Consider the following 18,270-nt stretch of genomic DNA (forward strand, 5'->3'; position numbering starts at 1 on the left):
CGGATCAGGAGGCACGCTCGCGCTGGATCGGGCTTTCCCGCCAGCCCGCGAGCCGGCCCGCCAGATAGCGGGTGAAGTCGTGGATCTCGCGCTCGAGCCAGCTCAGCCGCCCCGGCTGGGCCAGCGGCGCCTGGACGCCCTGATAGAGGCCTTCCACCACGAAGCGGTCCTCGGCATTCACCTTGTCGAAGAAATCGAGCAGCTCGGCCTTCTCCTTCTCGAGATCCGGCATGACGGCCACGACCTCGGGCGCCAGCGCCACGCCGAAGCGGACATGCACCTCGCCGATCGATTTGGGGCGCAGCGACAGATACCAGAGATGATCGGGCGCCAGCACATACATATGGGCGGGAAACACCGTCGGCATGACGGTCGTGTAGCGGAAATGGCCTTCGAGCCGCGTGTTGGCGGGATGGGCGCGGCCATAGCGCGCGGTCTCGTCCTTGGTGAAGGTCTGGACCGTGAAGGCCGCGTGGCGCTCGGCCGGGAAGCGGGTATCCTCGACCGGCATCCAGGCGCCGACCGTCGCGCGGTGGGCGACGGGCAGGTGGTAGCCCTCCATGAAGTTCTCGGTCAGGAGCTTCCAGTTCGTGCTCCAGACATGGTCCTGGAGGGCCACGGGGATGTAGTGCTGCATCTGGTAGGGCGTCACCATCGGCGCCAGCGCTGCCAGCAGCTCTGCAACCGGCGGCGCCCGCTCGTTGAGCGTGACATAGACCCAGCCTTCCCAGACTTCCGTGCGGATGGCGGGAAGATGGTGGCTGCGCGGCTCGAAGCCCGGCGTGCGCTTCATATGCGGGGCGCCGATCAGCCTTCCATCGAGCTCGTAGGTCCAGGCGTGATAGGGGCAGGCCAGGCGCTGGCAGCTTCCCTGGCCCTCGACCAGCCGCATCATCCGGTGCAGGCAGACATTGGAGAAGCCGCGGATGACGCCGTCGCGCCCGCGCATCACGAAGACCGGCTGGTCGTTGATGGAGAAGCTCAGATAGTGGCCGGGCGCGGGCAGGTCGGCCGCGAGCCCGACGCAATGCCAGTCGCGGGCGAAGATCTCGGCCTTCTCCAGCGCCTGGATCTCGGGCGCGCGATAGAGGGCCGGCGGCATCGCGGTCGCCTGCTCGAGGCTGCCCTCGGCGAGAGCCCGCAACCGCGCCAGGGTGGCGTCGAGCTCGGCGCTGTCTCTGTCGGGCATGTCTCTCCCTCTCTCCTGCCGACGGGGCCATGATCCGGGCGGGTGGCCCCGGCCGTCAAGCCTCCGGCGCCGGGTTCAGGCGGGGATCGCTTTCGTCAGCGCACGCAGCCACGCGCCTCGATCGGCCAATATTCCGTCCCGCCGCCGGCATCGATGACCGCGAACCGGTCCGCCAGGTTCGCCACCGGGCAGGCATGGTTCGGCAGGATGCGGACGCGTGAGCCGATCTCGAGCTTCCGGCCGCCATGCTCGACGAAGCCATGCTCCTCGGAGAGGCGCGTCAGGCCCAGCGCGGGCGCGTCCGGCTCCCCCAGCGCGAAGACGGTGTCGAAGCCGCGCAGGCTGTCGGACCCGTGGGGCCCGCGGTCGGAGCTCATCACCTTCGAGCCGGCATCGACGATCGCGTAGCGGTCGTTGCGGCTGACGACGGTCGCGAGCACGCTGAGCGCGACCTGCTCCGGGCGGGCCACGCCCAGCGCCACCTGGGTCATGTCCATGAACACATAGTTGCCCGGCCGCGCCTCGGTCAGCCCCGTGAAATCGTCGTTCAGGATCACGGTGGGCGTGCTGCCGACCGAGATCTCCCGCACCTCGATACCCATCTGGTAAAGCTTCTCGGCGAATCCCAGCAGCAGCTCGCGTTCCTCGGCCGCGATCTTGCGCACCCCTTCCGGCGTGCCGGCGCCGTAGGCGTGGCCGGCATGGGCCAGGAGCCCGGCGAAGCGCAGGCCGGGCGCCCGCTCCAGCGCCGCGGCCAGATCGAGCGAGCCGCGAAGGGCCGGATCGACGCCGCAGCGATGCAGGCCCACATCGACCTTGAGGAAGACCGGCAGGCGGTGCGACTGCGCCCGGGCCTCGCCCGACAGGACAGCGATGCCCTCGGCGCTGTCGGCGACGATCCGCAGATCGGTCCCCTTGGTCTTGGCCGCGCGGATCAGCCGGCTGATCTTGGCGCGGTCGATCAGGGGATAGGCGACCGTGATCGAGGGAATGCCGGCCTCGATGAAGACCAGGGCCTCGTCGGTCTTGGAGGCCGTGATGCCCGCGGCGCCGGCCTCGATCTGCAGCTTGGCGATCACCGGCGACTTGTGGGTCTTGATATGGGGGCGCAGCGCCAGCTTGTGGCGGTGCGCGATGGCCGCGCCCAGGGCGATATTGGCCTCGAGCGCCGGCCGGTCGATCACGACCGCCGGTGTCTCCAGCCCGGCAAGGGCTCCGTCGCGCGCCGTCAGGGTGCGGGCCGGCGTGGCGTTCGGGGATGGGTTCATGGCCCGTTATAGCGCGTCATTTTCTCTTAGGAAATATTTTTTCATTGACAGAATAAGGGCGCCGGGCCTGGGATTGCATTCCCGACCCGACCTGATGGTCACCCATGGACCTGACGACCGCCGAGATCGGCGAACGCATCAAGGCGCTGCGCAAGGAACGACGCTGGACCCTGCAGGCGCTGGGCAAACGGTCGGGTGTTTCGATTTCCGCTCTGTCCAAGGTGGAGAATGCCCAGGTGGCGGCGTCCTTCGACACGCTGCTCCGGATCGCGCGCGGCTTCGGCCTGGGCTTCGAGGCGATGCTGAACGGAACGCCGTCGCTGCCGGCGGGCCGCCTCACCACGACGCGCGGGGGCGCCGGCGTCTTCTTCTCGACCGACATGTACGAGTACGAGGTCCATTCGGCCGAGCTGCGCCAGAAGCACATGATCCCGCTCCATATGGAGGTGAAGGCGCGCCGGCTCGGCGACATCAGCCGCTGGAGCACGCATGAGGGCGAGGAGTTCATCTATGTGCTGCAGGGCGATATCGAGCTCCATACCGAGCTCTATGCGCCGGTGCGCCTGAAGGAGGGCGACAGCGCCTATATCGACAGCAAGATGCGCCACGCCTTTCTCAACCGCGGCAAGGGCCGCGCCTGGATGCTGTCGATCTGCTTCAGCCAGGATATGAAGCTGCCCGGCAGGCAGAGCGCGTCGCGCAAATTCCCGGCAGGAGGAGCGGCGCGTCCCGCCGCCCGGCGCCCGGCCGCGGGTCGCGGATAGGGAGAAGGCGCGCGCGAAGGATCCTACTTGCGCGTATAGCGATGCTTCACCCCGACGGGGAACCAGTCGGGATCGCCGGTCGGCTTCAGCGTCACGCGCGGCAGCCGGTATTCGGGCGGCGTATAGGCCTGGAACTCGCTGTTGAGGCGCAGGAGCTGCGCCAGGATCGACTGCGCGATGGCATCGCGCTTGGCGTCCTCGGCGGCGATCCCGGGGGCGAGCTCGACGGCGATGGCGAGATGGGGCGCCTGGTCGAGCCCCTCGACCGCCTGCAGCACGAACTTGCCGGTGACCCAGCCCGCGATCGGCGGCTGCTCCAGCCCGACCGTGACGTTCTCCGGATAGATGTTCGCGCCGAAATAGGAGACGGTGAAGTTGGAGCGCCCGAACACATAGACGAAGGGCAGGGACCGCAGGCCGCGCCCCGGCGGGGTGGCGGTGCCTCGTTCCCGCGCCAGGGCCGCGACCGGATCGAAGCCGCGCTCGGCGAGGAATCGCAGCATCGCGTCATAGGGGACGATCCCGCCCTTGTCGGCGATGTGGTAGCGCAGCAGCGGCACGCCGTTGCTGCCGGAGAAGAGCAGGGTGCCGTCGCGGGTCTCGAAATAGCGGGCGCGGGGGTCGTACTGCACCAGGGTCGGCAGCCGCGATTCGCCGAAGAGCGCCCGGGCGGCCTCGGGATCTTGGCCGAGATGGCGGCGGATCGTGATGCTGAGCGGCGTCTCGTTGCCGAGCACGCCCGCATCGGCCGTTCCATAGAGCGCCACCGAGCCGAAGGCCGGCTCGGCGATGCCCGCGCGCTCGCCGACCAGGTCGCGCCACTCCTCGCTGAAGACCTCGCCCGCCATCACAAGCTTCACGCCGAACGGCCGCCAGTCGATGCCCTCGGCAATGCCGCCGTCGATCACGTCCTTGAGAAAGGGCGGATAGCCCAGCAGCACCGTCTGCTCGAACTGCGGCGCCAGCTCGCGCACCACGCGCCAGATCTCCGTCTTGTTGTTGCCAGGCGCCACCACCATGATCGGATAGCCTTTGGCGGCCAGGTGGCGACAGCAGGCGGTGGTGAAGAGGCCGCCGACCCAAGTGCCGAGCGCGAAGCAGACGACCGCCAGCGTGCGGCGTCGGTCCGCCGCGAAACTGTCATGAAAGGCCTGCTCGAAGCGGGCGGCGGTGCCGAGCTCGTCGCTCACGAAGCGCGGCCAGAAGGTGGGCTTGCCGGTCGAGCCGGAAGAGACCGCCATCATGTCGCAGCTTTCGAGGCGGCCGTCGCGGCAGAGATCCGCGAGGGGATGGCGCAGCAGATAGTTCGCCTTGTCGGTGAGCGGCAGCCGCGCGAAGTCGTCCGGCTCCCGGATCGAGGCCGGATCGATGCCCTGCTCCGCGAGGAACCGGCCATAAGCCGGGACGCGCGCCGCCATCTCCCGAAACAGCGACAGGGCCTGCGCCGCCGGATCGGCCCCGCTCGATCCGCCGAGCAACCGGTCCAGCGGCGTCTCGAGAAATTGCCGCAGCGCCTCGATCGCCCGCTGCGGCTTGCGCTCATCCATCCGATCGCCTTCGCTCATCGCCGCCTCTTCATCTCCGTTAATCCGCGTCGCCTGCGTTAACCCGCATCGCTTGATTGAGCATTGAATCAAGCATGGTGCCGTCGCGTCTCGCACAAGCCTGCCGGGCTTCATCCGAGTGTCATCGCCGCTTATGCACACCGCGCGAGACACCGCATCGGCCTCGCCGAAACCGCTGCCACAAGGATGCCACGGCTCGCGTGAAACGCGATATCCGCAAGTGCGCGGATCGGGCGGCAGATGACTGAGCCGGCATTCAACGTTCGAAGGACTGCCACAACTTTGTTCCCTGAGCCGCTGAGGTGCCGCTGTTAGCGTGATTTTCGCCGCCCCCGAACGCCGGCCCCCTTCGATAGGCGTAACCGCGGCAACCGTGCCGATGATCTGCAAAAAAGAAATCGACAGGTGGCTTCGATGATATCGGAGAGACGGACTGTTTCGCTGCCTATCGTCTCCGGGTGTCTGCGGCTCGCCGACCTGGTTGCGGTTCTTGGTGCCGGCCTGATCGCCTATCGGGCCTACCCGCCGGCGCAGCAGGCGCTCGCCGCCGATCTCAGCCTGGTGTTCGTGGTCATCATCGGCCTGCTCTGCGCCAACGGCTTCCAGCTCGCCCATCTCTATACCCACCCGACGCTGCGTTCGCCGCTGCGCCGGTTCGGCCGGGCGCTGCTCGCCTGGTCGGTCGTGCTGCTGCTGTTCGCAGCCGCCCTGTTCTTCACCAAGACCGGCGAGAACTTCTCGCGCGGCTGGGTAGTCAGCTGGTTCCTGATCGGTGCCGCCGGTCTCGGCCTGAACCGGATCGCGCTGAGCGCGCTGGTCGGCCTTTGGACCCGGGACCGCCGGCTCTGCCGCAACCTGGTGGTGGTCGGCGCCGGCGCCGAAGCCGCCCGCTTCATCGCCATGGTCGAAGCCTCCCACAACGAGGAGGTGGAGATTGTCGGCGTGTTCGACGAACGGCTCAACCATCGCCGCGCCGTCGTCGCCGGCCGTCGGCTCAGCGGCAACATCGACGACCTGACGGAGTTCTGCCGCCAGGTCCATGTCGATCAGATCGTGGTCGCCATGCCCGCCGCGGCGGAGAGCCAGCTCGCGGCGATCTTCGGCCGCCTGCGCCAGCTTCCCGTGGCGGTCAGCCTCTGCCCGGACATCAAGGGCCTGCCGCTCGAGAACTGCTCGCTCGGCCGCGTGGCCGACCAGCCGGTGCTGAATCTGCTCGATCGTCCGCTCAGCGACTGGAAGTGGGTGCGCAAGGAGATCGAGGACCGGTTCCTCGCGGCCATCATCCTCCTGCTCATCGCGCCGCTTCTGGGGGCGGTGGCGCTCGCGGTCAAGATCGACAGTCCCGGCCCCGTGTTCTTCCGGCAGCGCCGCTACGGCTACAACAACCAGATGATCGAGGTCTTCAAGTTCCGGACGATGTACCACGATCAATGCGACGCGGCCGGCGAGAAGGTGGTGAAGCGCGGCGATTCGCGCGTGACGCGGCTCGGCGGCTTCCTGCGCAAGACCAGCCTCGACGAGCTGCCGCAGATCATCAACGTGCTGCGCGGCGAGATGTCGATCGTGGGCCCGCGGCCGCATCAGGCCGCGCTCAAGATCGACAACCGCTACTACGACGAGATCGTGGCCGAATATGCGGCCCGGCACCGGGTCCGCCCGGGCATCACGGGCTGGGCCCAGGTCAATGGCTGGCGCGGCGAGATCGACACGGTCGAGAAGGCGGTCAAGCGCGTCGAGCATGACCTCTACTACATCGACAACTGGTCGGTCCTGCTCGACTTCAAGATCCTGCTGCTGACGGTCGTGGCCGTTCTGAAACGAGAGAACGCCTATTGACCGCCCGCAACGCGATGGGGGCGGCCTCGGTCGAGGCGGCCTCGATCGGGGAACCGCCGCTGCACCGAAACAGAGCCGGGTGCCGACGATGAAGCTTGCCTGGTACGCCGCGCGGCTGCGGCGGATGTCGGCGCTCGAGATCGCCCTGCGGGCCAACGATGCGGCGCGCAAGGCGGCGTGGCGGTCGCGACACCTGCCGGGGGCAAGGCACTCCCTGCTTCCGTCCCGGCTGGGTCCCGTCATCTTCGCCACGCCGCTCTCGCGCCTCCCGGCGATTCCGCCGGACGATCCGGCGACCCGGGCGCTGGTCGCGGCGGCCGATCGGGTCATGGCGGGCCATTGGGCGGTGTTCGGCCGTCCGCGCGCCGACCTGGCGCCGTCGCCCGACTGGTTCCGCGACGGCGGCACCGATTTCTCCGCCTCCCGGGGGAATTACAGTTTCGACATCGACTGGCGGCAGGGCGCGCCGGACCGCGATGTGAAGCGGGTCTGGGAGCTGTCGCGCCACCATCACCTGACCCTGCTCGCGGCCGCCTATGCCCTCACCGGCGAGAACCGCTATGCGGAGCGTATCGCCGAGCATCTCCTGTCCTGGTGGCAGGCCAACCCGTTCCTCAGCGGCATCCACTGGACCATGGGCATCGAGGTCGGCATGCGGCTGATCGCCTGGGTCTGGATCCGGCGCCTGCTGCAGAGCTGGAGCGACGCGCCGGCGCTGTTCGAGCGCAACCCGCTCTTCCTGCGGCAGCTTTACGGGCATCAGCTCTACCTGGCCCGCTTCCGCAGCCATAGCTCCTCGGCCAACAACCATCTGCTGGCCGAAGCGGCCGGGCTCTTCGCCGCGTCCTGCGCCTTTCGCGGCTTCGCCGAAACCGACCGCTGGCGGGCGCAGGCCATGGCCGTGCTGCGGCGGGAAATCCCGCGCCAGACCTTCACCGACGGGGTCAATCGCGAGCTCGCGACCGACTACCATCTCTTCGTTCTCGAGCTCGCCCTGACCGCGATGCTGGAGGGCTATGCCGCCGGCTTCCCGCTGGGACGGGATGTCTGGCGTGCCGCGCAGGCGATGACCGACGCCATGGCGGCCTGGCTCGATGCCAACGGCAACGTGCCGCGCCAGGGCGACAGCGACGATTGCACGGCGCTCCTGCTCGACGCGCCCGCCCAGCCCCGCCCGGACTCGCTGCTCGCGACCGGCGCTTCGCTCTTCACCGCCGCGCCCTGGTGGCCGCCGGTCCGGCATGGCGGCTTGCGGGCCGCGTTCTGGGCGGCATTGGCGCCGGAACCGCTGGCGCTGTCGCCGCGCCCCGCGGCCCGGCCGTCGCTCTTTCCCGACGCGGGCATGGCGTTCCTCAGGGGCGAGACCCGGGCCGGCGACGAGATCTGGTGCCGCTGCGATCACGGCCCCCACGGCCTGTTGCCGCTGGCGGCCCATGCCCATGCCGACGCGCTGTCGGTCGAGCTCAGGATCGGTGGGGTCGAGATCCTCGCCGATCCCGGCACCGGCTGCTACCAGTCCGAACCGCGCTGGCGCGACTATTTCCGCTCGACCCTGGCGCATAACACGATCGAGCTGGACGACCAGGAGCAATCGGTCGCCGGCGGCATGTTCCTCTGGCTGAAGCCCGCCCGTTCGCGGCTGATCGCGGCGACGGGCCTCGATGGCGGCCCCGTCGCCGAATGGCAGGCCGCCCATGACGGCTACCGGCGCCTGCCCATCAAGGCGTCGCATGAGCGCAGCGTGCGCCTCGATCGCGCCGACGCCACGCTCGCCATCCTCGACCGGCTCGATCTCGCCCGCCTCGGCCGTTGCCGCCTCGCCTTCCATTTCGGCCCCGCGGTCGAGGTGAGGCTCGAGGGATCCACGGCTTGGCTCGGCTGGTCGGTCGGCAGCGCCGCCCGATGGGCGCAGATGACCCTGCCGGCGGAGCTGACCTGGTCGCTCTGGCGCGGCTCGGACGATCCGCCGCTCGGCTGGTACTCGGCCGGCTTCGGCCGCCGTCAGCCGGCCTGGACGCTCATGGGCGAAGGCGCCGTCGAGGGCCGCTGCGAATTCCTGACCCGGATCGCCTTCGATCGCGGTCCTTCGAACGGGCATGACATCGCCGCGGGCGCCGCGGCGGGTCGCCTGGCCTCTTCCACCAGCCACGGGTGAACAGCGTGAAGATCAGCATTTTCGGCCTCGGCTATGTCGGCGCGGTCTCGGTGGGTTGCCTCGCCGAGCGCGGCCACCAGATCGTCGGGGTCGACGTCAACCCGACCAAGACCGCCTTCATCGCCAGGGGGCAATCGCCGGTCATCGAAGCCAAGATCGCCGACCTGATCGCCAAGGGCGTGCGCGAAGGAAGGCTCACCGGCACCACGGACGGGCCGGCCGCGGTCGCCGTCACCGATCTCGCCTTCGTCTGCGTCGGCACGCCCAGTCAGCAGAACGGCAATCTCGATCTCAGCTATGTCCGCGGGGTCTGCGAGGAGATCGGCGCGGCGCTCAAGGCGCGCAAGGACTTCTTCGTGGTGGTGATGCGCTCGACCGTGCTGCCGGGCACGACGCGCGAGCTGGTGATCCCGCTGCTCGAGCGCGCCTCGGGCAAGAAGGCCGGCGTCGATTTCGGCGTCTGCTTCAATCCCGAGTTCCTGCGCGAAGGCACGGCGGTCGACGATTTCTTCGGTCCGCCCAAGACCGTGATCGGCGCCACCGACGAGCGCAGCCGGAAGATCCTGGCAAGCCTCTATGACGGCATCGACGCGCCGATGATCCATACCGAGATCGAGATCGCGGAAATGGTGAAATATGCCGACAACGCCTGGCACGCGCTCAAGGTGGGGTTCGGCAACGAGATCGGCGCCATCGCCAAGGCGCTCGGCATCGACGGCCACAAGGTCATGGACATCTTCTGCCGCGATACCAAGCTCAACATCTCGCCCAAATATCTGAAGCCCGGCTTCTCCTTCGGTGGTTCCTGCCTGCCCAAGGATCTGCGCGCCCTCAACTACCGGGCGCGCCGGCTCGATCTCGACCTGCCGATCCTCAGCGCCGTGCTCCCCAGCAACGAGCGCCATACCGGCGCCGGCTTCCGGATGATCGCGGACCAGGGCAACCGGCGCGTCGGCGTGCTGGGCTTGAGCTTCAAGGCCGGCACCGACGATCTGCGCGAGAGCCCCATGGTCGACGTGGTCGAGCAACTGATCGGCAAGGGGTACGACGTGCGCATCTTCGACCGCAACGTCAAGCTCGCGGGCCTGATGGGCTCGAACAAGAGCTACCTGCTCAATCACATCCCGCACATCTTCAACCTCGTGGTCGACAGCATCGACGCGGTCGTCGACCACGCCGAGACGCTGGTCATCGGCAACAACGACCCGGTCCATGGCGAGGTGTTCGAGAAGGTGAAGAACGGCCAGGTGATCGTCGATTTCGCCCGCATCGGCAACCGCAGCTCGGACGGGCAGCGCTATCACGGCATCTGCTGGTGAGATCATGGCCCGTTCCGGCATGGCACGTCGCGTCCTCATCATCGTCCAGAACCTGCCGGTTCCCTTCGACCGGCGGGTCTGGCTCGAGGCCACCAGCCTGACCCGCGCCGGCTACGCGGTCAGCGTGATCTGCCCCAAGGCCAAGGGCTTCAACCGGAGCTTCGAGCGGCTCGAGGGCGTCGACATCTATCGCTACGGCCTGCCGATCGACGCCAAGGGCGCGCTCGGCTTCATCGCCGAGTTCCTCTGGTGTTTCCTGAGGACCTGGATGAAGAGCCTGAAGGTCGCGATCCGCGGCCGCGGCTTCGACGCCATCCATGCCTGCAACCCGCCCGAGACCTATTGGGCGCTGGCCTGGTTCTGGCGGCCCTTCGGCAAGCGGTTCCTGTTCGACCATCACGACCTGTCGCCGGAGATGTATGCGGCGAAGTTCGAGCGCAGCGAGGGCGCGATGTATCGCGGACTGCTGTTCCTCGAGCGCATGACCTTCCGCACCGCCGACCAGGTCATCACCACCAACGAGAGCCACAAGCGCATCGCGGTCGAGCGCGGCGGCATGCGGCCCGACCAGGTCCATATCGTGCGCTCGGGACCGGACCTGGCGCGGTTCAAGCGCTATCCGGCCGATCCCGCCTGGCGCCAGGGCAAGCGCCATCTCGTGGTCTATCTGGGCGAGATCTGCAAGCAGGACGGCGTCGATTACATGCTGCGCGCGCTCAAGGAATTGCGCGAGCAGGGCCGCGACGACATCCAGGCGGTGTTCGTCGGCGGGGGCCCGCATCAGCCGGAGATCAAGGCTTACGCACAGATGCTGGGGCTTGACGACATGACGACCTTCACCGGCCGGGTCAGCGACGAGGATCTCTGTCGCATCCTCTCCTCGGCCGATATCGGCGTCGATCCCGACCCGAAGAACGACTGGTCGGACAAGAGCACCATGAACAAGATCATGGAGTACATGTATTTCGGCCTGCCGATCGTGGCCTTCGACCTGCGCGAGACGCGCTTCTCGGCGCAGGAGGCGGCGCTCTACGCCGCCGCCAACGCCGAGAGCGCCATGGCGGCGCTGATCGCCCAGCTTCTCGACGACGCGCCGCGCCGCAAGCTGATGGCCGAGTTCGGCCAGCGCCGCCTGCGCGAGAGCCTCGCCTGGGAGCATTCGGTGCCGACCCTGCTCGCAGCCTATGACGCGCTCTTCGCCGGGCCTGCCGCCGAGACGTCGCGCACGCCGCGCCTGGGCCCGCGCTCGTCCGAGAGGAGCTGATGATCGGCCGCCGACCCTCCGTCGTCCTGGGTGGACGGGCCAGCCCGATCGGCCGCCGCCGCCTGATCGCGACCGGGGCCGCGGCCGCGGCGCTGGGCGTGCTGCGGCCGCTGCGCGGTCTCGAGGCCGCGCCGGCGAGCTTCTCGAACCACGGCCTGGAGAACCTGCCGCCCTTGCGCGAGCTGGCCCAGAGCCGAGGGCTGAATTTCGGCGCCCATAACCAGCTCCGCCTCACCAACAAGGACCCGGATTTCGCCGCCGTCTACGCGCGCGAATGCGGCGTGCTGCATAACGGCTGGGACTTCATGTGGCGCGTTGTCCACAAGCAGCCCGACAGCTACAACTTCGCCGATGCCGACTGGATGATGGACTATGCGGCCAAGAACGGCATGAAGGCCGGGGGCCATTGCCTGGTCTGGTACCAGGACATCCCCGACTGGCTGAAGAATCTCACCACCCCCGATGCCGCCAGGCGCGCGATGGTGGACCATATCAACGCCGTGGTCGGCCGTTACCGCGGCAAGATCTATCACTGGGTGGTGGTCAACGAGATCTTCGCGCCGGTGCCGAACGCGATCTATCGCTCCTCCTACTGGCTCGACATGCTGGGGCCCAGCTATATCGACCTCGCGTTCCGCACGGCGGCCGCGGCCGATCCCAACGCGATCCTGATCCTGAACGACACCCATCTCACGGCCGACAGCTCCTTCAACGACGCGCAGCGCAAGAAGGTGCTCGACAGCCTGCGGGCCTACCTGGCGGCCGGAACCCCGATCCACGCGCTGGGCATCCAGGCGCATATCAAGACGACCGAGGGGCTCAATGCGGAGAAGATCCGCGCCTTCGTCCGGGCGGTCGGCGATCTGGGCCTGAAGGTCTTCTTCACCGAGCTCGATGTGCTGGACAACGTGCTGCCCTACGACATCCCGAGCCGCGACGAGACGGTGGCGCAGTACTACTACAACACCGTGGGGCTGGCTTTGACCGAGAAGGCCGTCGATTCGGTCTTCACCTGGGGCCTGGTCGACAAGCAGAGCTGGTACAACGCGCCCAATGCGAGCGCCAGCTTCCGGCGCAGCGACGGCCAATCCAACCGCCCCCTGCCGCTCGACGACCAGCTCAAGCGAAAGCCCTGCTGGGCGGCGCTGGCGGAATCCTTCAAGCCGGGGTCGATCGGGTGACGGATGTCTTCTTCGCCATCGCCCGACCTTCCCCCGGCCTTGCCGCCCCTGCTGCGGCACGGTCTCAATCCCGATCCCGAAGCGCCTCCCTTCGCCCGCCGGAACTACGAGCGGCTGCGGCTCTATCTGGCCCGCGCGTTGCGCTCGGTGAGCCGGCCGCTCGCCTACAATTGCTGCTACATGCATGTGCCCAAATGCGCCGGCACCTCGGTGACCGACGCCATGCGCAGCCTCTGCCCGCTGCAGAAGCGCGTCGGCATGGTGCTGGCGCGGCCCTCGCGCCGCGCGACCGCCCTGCAATCGGGCCGGCCCGAATGGAACATCCACGAGGACGGTCCGGAATCGGCCGTGATCTTCGGCTATCGCGAGCATCTCATGCTCTATTTCATGGCCGACGACGCGCCGCTCGTCTGCGGCCATTTTCTCTTCAGCGAGCTGGCCTACACCGCCTTCGGCCATCGCTACCGTTTCGTCTCGGTGCTGCGCAACCCCTTGGACCGGCTGGTCTCGAACTATGCCGATGCGCGGCTCGGCAACTATATCGACATGCCCTTCGGGGACTATCTCGACTCCGAGGTGGGCTGGCGCCACGCGACCGTGATGCTGCGCTATTTCAGCGGCCAGGCTGCGATCCCGCGCTCAGGTGTCGACGCGGCGATGACGGCCGCGCGCGCCAATCTCGAGAAGTTCGCCCTGGTGGGCTTCACCGACAGGATGCCGGCTTTCGCCGAGGGTTTCGCCAAGGTCTTCGGCGCCAAGCTGCATCTGCACCATATGCGCCCCGGCCGGTTCGAGAAGCCGAAGATCGACGACGGCGCGCGGGCGCGCATGGAACAGCTCTGCGCGGGGGATCTGGAGTTCTATGAGCATGCCCGTCGCCGCTTTGCCCCCTGACGCTAAAGCCCCCTCGGCCGTCGCCGCCGACCCGGCCAAGAGCCTGGATGCCGGGCACGGCATGGCGGCGAGCTTCAAGTCCTTCGTGCGCTGGTCGGCGGTGGTGTTCCTCCTGCGGGTCGGCGGCACCGCGCTGACCTACGTCACCTATATCCTGCTGGCGCGCTGGATGGGGGCGGCGGAGCTCGGCAACTATGTCTTCGCCTTCTCGGCCTGCATGGTCCTGTCCTCGCTGACGACGCTGGGCTATCCGGCCTCGGCGGTCCGCTTCGTGCGCCAGGCGGCGGCCCGCGACCAGCGCAACGAGGTGGCGGGCTTCCTGCGCCGCGGCAACCAGCTCTCCTTCCTCGCCAGCATCGTCGCGATGCTGGGCGGCTTCCTCTTTCTCTGGTGGCGCCAGGGCTGGAGCCTGGAATGGCAGGCCATGGATGGCGCCCTGGCCTGGGCCTTCGTCGGCGTGCCGCTCTTCGCGATCCTGCAGCTTCACAGCAGCTACGCCCAGTCGATCTCGCAATTCACCGCGGCCTTCCTGCCCTCGAACTTCCTGCGCCAGCTCGTGCTGCTGCTGATCGTGGTGGTCTGGCAACTGGTCTGGGGCGGGCTTTCGGCGAGCCTGGTGATGCTCTTCACGGTCGCCATGCTGCCCTTCCTGCTCGTCGGCCAGCACATCTATATCGATCGCGGCCTCAAGCCGCTGCGCAAGGGGGCCACGCCCGCCTATCGCACCTGGTTCTGGACTCGCACCAGCCTCGAGCTGCAGCTCCTGGTGCTGTTCACCACCTATTTCCAGGAGATGAGCCTCACCATCGCCGGGTTCTTCCTGCCGGCGGAGGACATGGCGGTCTACAGCGCCTGCTTCCGCACCGCCAACCTCATCAGCTTCGGCCTCTACGCCATCAACGCGATCCTGTCGCCGCAGGCCTCGCAGCTGATCGCGACCGGCAATTCCGCGGGACTCCAGTCTTTGATCGCGCGCGCCACGCAGCTCCGCTTCTGGCCGTCGTTGATCGCGGTCGCGGTGCTGGTCGCGGGCGGTTCGCATATCCTCCATATCTTCGGGCCGGATTTCGCCCGCGGCCACCTGACCCTGATCATCCTGGGAATGAGCCAGCTCGTGATCGCGGCGGCGGGGCCGGTGACGCAGATCCTGACGCTCTCGGGCCACCAGACCCAAAGCCTGCTGGCTTTCGCCATCGCGCTGGTCGCGACCCTGGCGCTGAACGCCGCGCTGCTGCCGCTCTTCGGCATGCTGGGCGGTGCCGTGGCCTCGCTCCTGGTCACCCTGATCTGGAATCTCTGGCTGCACCGGATCGTGGTGCGCCATGTGGGGATCACGCCGTCGGTCTTGAGCCTGCGCCACTGCTTCCCTGCCCGGAAGTCCGCCATGCCGGGCTCGGCCTCCTGAGGAGCGCGCCGTTGTGAACCGGCCCTCGCCTTTTCCTGTCGTCGCCGGGCTTGACCCGGCGATCCAGGGCGACAGCTCGCTCTTGCTGCCCTGGGTGCCCGGGTCAAGCCCGGGCATGACAATGAAGGGGGTGCGCTGCGCGTCAGCTATGCTTGCCGCCGGAGCGCGCCCAGAGCAGCTTGCCGGCCCCGGCATTCATCTTGAGCCAGGCGCGCGACCCGTCGCTGCGGCGCGCGACCCGGTCGACCAGGGCCAGGAGGCTCCAGAGCCCGAGCTGCACAGCACCGCGGGCCATCAGATTGGCGGTCATCAGCGCGGGCCGCTCGCTGTTCTTCATGCGCAGCCGCACATAGCTCTGGTTCTGGCGGAAGGTGCGGCGCGCCATGTAGTCGAGCCGCGACCGCTCGGCCGGCACGTATTCGCTGACGGGCGCGCTGGCGCACCAGACGAAGCGCCGGCCGGCCCGCGAGAGGCCCATGAAGAAATCGGTATCCTCGCCCCCCGTCACGCCGAAATCGGGATCGAAAGGCTCGGCCGATCCGATGCAGGTCGCCCGGCGCAGCATGCAGTTGCCGGTGCCGCCGCCGCGCGAAGCACCGGTGGCGAGCAGCGGCGCCGGCGTGCCGTCGGGCAGGCCCATATCGCGGGTGAAGAGCCGCGCGTCCGGATCCCAGGCCGGCGCCCGTCCGGTCTCGAAGCGGGGCCGCACGGGGGCGAAGACGACGTCGGCGTCGGTGCGCTCCATCGTGGCCAGCAGGCCCGCGATCCAGCGGGGGCTCGCCTCCTCGTCATCGTCGAGGAAGGCGATGAAGGGGGCGTCGCTGGCGGCGATGCCGGCATTGCGCGCCCGCGCGATGTTGGAGCGGCGCTCGCCGACATAGGTGATCGGCACCGGGCTGTTCGCGGCCAGCTCGCGGACCTGGGCGGCCGCGTTGCCGTCGGGGCTGTTGTCGACCACGAAGATGCCGATCGCGCCGTGGGGCAATCCCTCCTGCACCGCGCAGGAACGGACCGCCTGGGCGAGCAGGAGCGGCCGGTTGAAGGTGCAGATGACGATGCTGACCTGGGTCATGACCGCGTTCGGCTCTCAGCTGGGCTCGCGCCGCACCCAGACCGAGGCGAGGTTGGGTGCGAGCCAATAGGATCGCGTCTTGAGCAGCGTCGCGATGAGCGACTGGTAGCGGAAGAGCAGGGGATTGGGCCGCTGCCGCAGGCGCTGGGCGGGGTTGCTGCCATAGGGCAGGTAGTGCGGGTAGAAACGCTTCAGCTCGTCGAGGCTGCGGAAGGTCGAGATCCGGCTGTCGGGCTCGAACTTCCAGGACAGAGGCTTCAGGTCCCAGGGGGCGAGGAAGCTGTTGCCCCGCTCGAGCGGCAGGCGGCCGAAGGACCAGGCGTAGCAGCGGCGCAGGGGCCGCGGCAGCCAGTGGGCGAAGGGCAGCATGGTGTCGTGCGCCACGACCGGAAAGATCCGGTTGGGCGTCGTCAGGATGACGAGGTCGCGGGTGATGCGGGCGATCTCCTGCAGGCAGTCCCGCACGTTCGGCCGGCCGACATGCTCCAGCGTCTCGATCGAGGCGAAGATGTCGACGCTGTCATTGGCGAGCCCGGTGTTCTGCAGGGTGCGGTTGACGAATCGGCAGCGATTGGCGACGCCGAGGATGCGGCAGATCTCACGCGCGTTGGCCAGGCGCTCGGCGTCCGGGTCGATCAGGATCGCTTCGTGCCCGCCGCGCAGCAGGAAGGCGATCGAAAGCCAGCCGTAGCCGGCGGCGCCGTCGGCCAGGACCGCCTCGCTCAGATCGTAGCGCTGCGCCATCGGCGCCACGTAGCGGCGCGTCATGAAATCGATCGTGCCGTCGATATCGAGATCGCGGTAGCTGCCCTCGGCCAGATGCGGCAGGGCGCGAATCTGGCGGGCATGCGGCGGATTGATCAGGCGCATGATGCGGCTGCCGTCATGGGTGTTTCCTGCCGTTCGTTTCGGCAGAAACGGCTCCGCTGTCTGCGCGTCGGATTGCAAGCAACGCCGTTCCCGAATGCCATGAGGAGATCACACGCTGCCGACCTCCTGTCATGCAGTATGCGGCTCAATCGTGGCGGTCCGGCGCGGGGTCAAGCAAGTGGCAACATCGTGTCCCGCCCGGAAGCGAAAATCATGTGGAGGCCCCCATCGCCATGACCCCTCGCATCGCGGTGCTGCACCAGGGTTTTGTACCCACCTACCGCGCCAAATTCTTCGAGCAGCTCAACGCGCGCGGAAGCGCGGAGTATGTCATCTTCCATGGCGATCCGCCGACCGGCAGCGGCTGGCAGGCGGCGCCCGAGCCGCTGCGGTTTCCCAATGTGCGCGTGGATAATCGTGAAATCCCGCTGGGACGCTGGCGCGCCATTTACCAGCCGGTGGTGCAGCGGATCCTGACCGACCGGTTCGATGCCGTGGTGATGGGCCATGAGATCAAGTTCCTGTCCAATCTGCTGCTGGCCTTGCGCGCGCGCCAGCGGCGCCTGCCCGTGATCTTCTGGGGCTTCGGCTATCACGCCAAGGTCGGCGTGGGCTTCACCGCGAAATCCTCGGGCCTCGCCTTCGGCGTGGTCTCTCAGGTCAAGGACCTGCTGGCACGTCAGGCCGACGGCTATCTCGCCTATACCGAGGGCGGGGCCGAGAATCTCCGCCGCATCGGCATGCCCGACGAGAAGGTCTGGGTGGTGCGCAACACCATCGATGTCGAGGCCCAGATCCGGCTTCATGAGAAATACAAGCAGGCCGATCCCGTTGCCTTGCGCCGGGAGCTGGGGCTCAAGCCCGATTCGGTCGTCCTGCTCTATGTCGGCCGCCTGCTGCCGGCCAAGCAGGTCGATCTCCTGATCCAGGCCGTGCGCCGCATCAACTCGATGCAGCTCAGCCGCCAGCCGATCGAGGTGCTGATCATCGGCGACGGGCCCGCGGCGGAAAGCCTGCAGGCGCGCGCGCTCAACCTGCCGTCGGTCCGCTTCCTGGGCGCGCTCTACGATCAGGACCAGGTGGCGCGCTATATGCGCGTCGCGGCGGCGATGGTGATCCCCGGCTTCGTCGGGCTCGCGGTCAATCACGCCTTCGCGCAAGGGCTGCCGGTCATCACCCGCGACCATGCGCTGCACAGCCCCGAGATCGAGTATCTGCGCAACGGCGAGAACGGCCTGATCGTGCCCGGCGACATGGAGGATTTCGCCCATGTGCTGGCTCGCTTCGCCGACACGCCGGAGATCCAGCAGCAGCTTGCGGCCGGCGCGCTCAGATCGCGCGAGGAGCTTCATCTCGATCACATGGTCGAGCGCTTCGACCAGGCCGTGACGGCGACGGTGCGGCGCGCGCAGCAAGCGGGGCTTCGCCGCGCGGCCTGAGAATCGTTTCGGGGAACCGAGCCCACTCTTTGTTTCGGAGACATGGCAC

The 18,270-nt window shown here is 68.2% G+C and carries 14 protein-coding genes; 9 read left to right on the top strand and 5 right to left on the bottom strand.

The genetic code is table 11. From position 1 onward, the window contains the following. Positions 1-4 precede the first annotated feature (4 nt). Both FRZ61_RS01650 and FRZ61_RS01655 read right to left on the bottom strand, forming a co-directional pair. Positions 5-1,189 carry an aromatic ring-hydroxylating oxygenase subunit alpha gene (locus FRZ61_RS01650; RefSeq protein ID WP_151114650.1) on the bottom strand — a complete coding sequence of 395 codons (1,185 nt, stop codon included), beginning with the start codon at positions 1,187-1,189 and terminating at the stop codon, positions 5-7. Positions 1,190-1,284: 95 nt separating this feature from the next. Beyond that, on the bottom strand, positions 1,285-2,457 hold the full coding sequence (locus tag FRZ61_RS01655; protein ID WP_151114651.1) for an alanine racemase: 1,173 nt from the start codon (positions 2,455-2,457) through the stop codon (positions 1,285-1,287). Between the two features lie 104 nt (positions 2,458-2,561). On the opposite strand from FRZ61_RS01655, the gene FRZ61_RS01660 reads away from it, so the two are divergent. Next, positions 2,562-3,221 carry a helix-turn-helix domain-containing protein gene (locus FRZ61_RS01660; RefSeq protein ID WP_151114652.1) on the top strand — a complete coding sequence of 220 codons (660 nt, stop codon included), beginning with the start codon at positions 2,562-2,564 and terminating at the stop codon, positions 3,219-3,221. Positions 3,222-3,244: 23 nt separating this feature from the next. Here FRZ61_RS01660 and FRZ61_RS01665 read toward each other — a convergent pair whose 3' ends face one another. After that, entirely contained in the window at positions 3,245-4,786 is a 1,542-nt protein-coding gene (locus FRZ61_RS01665; RefSeq protein WP_225309056.1) for a phenylacetate--CoA ligase family protein, read from the bottom strand. Positions 4,787-5,200: 414 nt separating this feature from the next. Here FRZ61_RS01665 and FRZ61_RS26540 point away from each other — a divergent pair, with 414 nt between their 5' ends. From FRZ61_RS26540 to FRZ61_RS01700, 7 genes are all read left to right on the top strand, one after another. Further along, entirely contained in the window at positions 5,201-6,622 is a 1,422-nt protein-coding gene (locus FRZ61_RS26540) for an undecaprenyl-phosphate glucose phosphotransferase (RefSeq protein ID WP_225309297.1), read from the top strand. A gap of 88 nt (positions 6,623-6,710) precedes the next feature. Beyond that, a complete protein-coding gene (locus FRZ61_RS01675; RefSeq protein WP_151114654.1) occupies positions 6,711-8,777 on the top strand; it encodes a heparinase II/III family protein in 2,067 nt (688 codons plus the stop codon). A 5-nt stretch (positions 8,778-8,782) separates the two neighbouring features. Continuing rightward, a complete protein-coding gene (locus FRZ61_RS01680) occupies positions 8,783-10,096 on the top strand; it encodes a nucleotide sugar dehydrogenase (protein WP_151114655.1) in 1,314 nt (437 codons plus the stop codon). Between the two features lie 19 nt (positions 10,097-10,115). Continuing rightward, the gene (locus FRZ61_RS01685) at positions 10,116-11,360 is read left to right on the top strand and encodes a glycosyltransferase family 4 protein (protein ID WP_225309057.1); all 1,245 of its coding nucleotides are present in this window, start codon (positions 10,116-10,118) and stop codon (positions 11,358-11,360) included. Then, a complete protein-coding gene (locus tag FRZ61_RS01690; RefSeq protein ID WP_151114657.1) occupies positions 11,360-12,541 on the top strand; it encodes an endo-1,4-beta-xylanase in 1,182 nt (393 codons plus the stop codon). The genes FRZ61_RS01685 and FRZ61_RS01690 overlap by 1 nt, the downstream gene beginning before the upstream one ends. A gap of 3 nt (positions 12,542-12,544) precedes the next feature. After that, the gene (locus tag FRZ61_RS01695; RefSeq protein ID WP_151114658.1) at positions 12,545-13,435 is read left to right on the top strand and encodes a sulfotransferase family 2 domain-containing protein; all 891 of its coding nucleotides are present in this window, start codon (positions 12,545-12,547) and stop codon (positions 13,433-13,435) included. After that, positions 13,404-14,840 (top strand): lipopolysaccharide biosynthesis protein, encoded by a 1,437-nt coding sequence (locus FRZ61_RS01700; protein WP_151114659.1) that lies wholly within the window; start codon positions 13,404-13,406, stop codon positions 14,838-14,840. Before FRZ61_RS01695 ends, FRZ61_RS01700 begins: the two co-directional genes overlap by 32 nt. Positions 14,841-14,982: 142 nt before the next feature. On the opposite strand, the gene FRZ61_RS01705 is transcribed toward FRZ61_RS01700, so the two are convergent. Together FRZ61_RS01705 and FRZ61_RS01710 are read right to left on the bottom strand one after the other, a co-directional pair. Further along, complete coding sequence (locus FRZ61_RS01705; RefSeq protein WP_151114660.1) at positions 14,983-15,912, bottom strand: glycosyltransferase family 2 protein; 930 nt, start codon at positions 15,910-15,912, stop codon at positions 14,983-14,985. Between the two features lie 15 nt (positions 15,913-15,927). After that, on the bottom strand, positions 15,928-16,782 hold the full coding sequence (locus tag FRZ61_RS01710; RefSeq protein ID WP_151114661.1) for a class I SAM-dependent methyltransferase: 855 nt from the start codon (positions 16,780-16,782) through the stop codon (positions 15,928-15,930). Positions 16,783-17,015: 233 nt separating this feature from the next. Between FRZ61_RS01710 and FRZ61_RS01715 the strand changes: the two genes are divergently transcribed. Continuing rightward, positions 17,016-18,221, top strand: a complete 1,206-nt coding sequence (locus FRZ61_RS01715; RefSeq protein ID WP_191909248.1) for a glycosyltransferase — start codon at positions 17,016-17,018, stop codon at positions 18,219-18,221. Positions 18,222-18,270: the final 49 nt, after the last annotated feature.

It is taken from the genome of Hypericibacter adhaerens (assembly GCF_008728835.1).
Lineage (GTDB): Bacteria > Pseudomonadota > Alphaproteobacteria > Dongiales > Dongiaceae > Hypericibacter > Hypericibacter adhaerens.